Source organism: Megasphaera sp. AF13-6AC (genome assembly GCF_027685385.1).
Taxonomy (GTDB): domain Bacteria; phylum Bacillota; class Negativicutes; order Veillonellales; family Megasphaeraceae; genus Megasphaera; species Megasphaera micronuciformis.
This window is the reverse complement of sequence record NZ_JAQCUN010000214.1, coordinates 1-1410: the sequence shown is the minus strand read 5'-3', so window position 1 is coordinate 1410 and position 1410 is coordinate 1. Positions and strand designations below refer to the sequence as shown.

The window sequence follows — 1410 nt, the reverse complement described above, 5'->3', positions numbered from 1 at the left end:
GCACGCCCGCTTCATCACCTGCACCGAATCGTTGGGCCGTAATAACCGTAAATCCCGATGCCAATCCTATGGTCAAGGCTAACAGTCCCATAAACAACGGTGCCGTCGCCCCCACGGCGGCTAAGGCATGTACGCCTATAAATCGGCCGACAATGATAATATCGGCGATATTATAAAACTGTTGAAACAAGTTACCTATGAGTAAGGGTATCGTAAAGGCTACGATAAGCTTCATAGGGCTGCCTTCCGTCATATTACGAACCATAGCTTCTCCTGTCAAAATTTTTTAATCTCACTTTAACGAACTTTTAAATAAAATCCAATTATTGTATTCCATCATAAAAAAGGGTGATTTATATGACAACTTACAAAACACAAGAAAAGGCCGGACACAATGAAAAAATGTATTTTTTTACTTTCTGTATTTCTCACAGACAACCATTATTCGGAAAAGTTGTCACCGGCCTGGGCGGCCCTTATTGGCAACCGACCCGTCTCGGCGAAAAAGCGGCGGCACTCATGGAAGAAATTAAAGAAAAGCATGCGGACATAAACCTGGCAGAGTATGTTATTATGCCCAATCATATACACTTAGTCATAACTCTTAAAGGCGGCAAAAAAGCGGATATTACCCGTTTCATAACCTATTGCCGAAGCCTTCTGGAACGCCGTTTATCTACCGGTTTGACTATTTCGGCTCACGACTCTTTAGTCGAAGAATTGCGTACAGACTTGGCCTTTCGTACAGCCTGTTTAAACTTAAAGGTTCATTACGCCTACTGGCCTTATGACCGCCTGTACATAGCCGAATCGTCTGCACCTTACGGTCACAATCAGGAAAAAGTTAAAGCTGACAAGGACTTCAATTCCCGCTCGGAACATTGGACAGTATAAGAATATAAAAATTCTTCCAAATACTGCAAAGCTCCGGCCGTTAAACGCAAGGGCTCATCTCGCCATGTATAAGTACATACGGACTTCCATTGGTTGAGCAAAAACGGACTCAATCGTTCCGGTAACAAGCCGTCTTCCTTTTTATCGGATAGAAAAAACCGACGTAGTCCGTTAGCAAGTCTTCCCTTCCTATATACGAAAAGCCGGTCGATATCAGGAAAAAATCCGGCAGAAGCAATTAACTGCCAACCGGCAATAATAGTCGCCGTTCGTACGTCTTTATAATCGATGGTCTCTGCATACGCATTCAGCAACTGATATACCTCTTCATCCCGCTCTCCCTCCGGAAATAGGGAGGTAACGATTTCCGCCAAAATTTGTGTATATGCATAGGTGTTCCAATCCAGGTTCATCACTGCTTTCGCATTACGACATTCATATTCTCCCATGGTATACGTATTATCTTTGCGGCGCGCTTCAAATGCAATCCGCGCAAATTGAAAAAAAGGATTGCCG

3 protein-coding genes are annotated in these 1410 nt (G+C 43.6%); 1 reads left to right on the top strand and 2 read right to left on the bottom strand.

The features are described 5' to 3' along the window. The coding region (locus PGX78_RS08265; RefSeq protein WP_270446469.1) for an MATE family efflux transporter at positions 1-265 on the bottom strand (265 nt) is incomplete at its 3' end. Between the two features lie 92 nt (positions 266-357). Between PGX78_RS08265 and PGX78_RS08260 the strand changes: the two genes are divergently transcribed. Beyond that, a complete protein-coding gene (locus PGX78_RS08260) occupies positions 358-894 on the top strand; it encodes a transposase (protein WP_270446467.1) in 537 nt (178 codons plus the stop codon). Here the strand turns inward: PGX78_RS08260 and PGX78_RS08255 are convergent. Next, positions 834-1410 (bottom strand): DNA repair protein RecO C-terminal domain-containing protein (locus PGX78_RS08255; protein WP_270446466.1); only part of this gene is annotated, 577 nt, incomplete at its 5' end. The two genes, PGX78_RS08260 and PGX78_RS08255, sit on opposite strands and share 61 nt — an antisense overlap.

Coding starts and splice junctions, on each gene's coding strand:
- PGX78_RS08260 (WP_270446467.1), top strand. CDS start 358: ATGACAACTTACAAAACACAAGAAAAGGCCGGACACAATGAAAAAATG.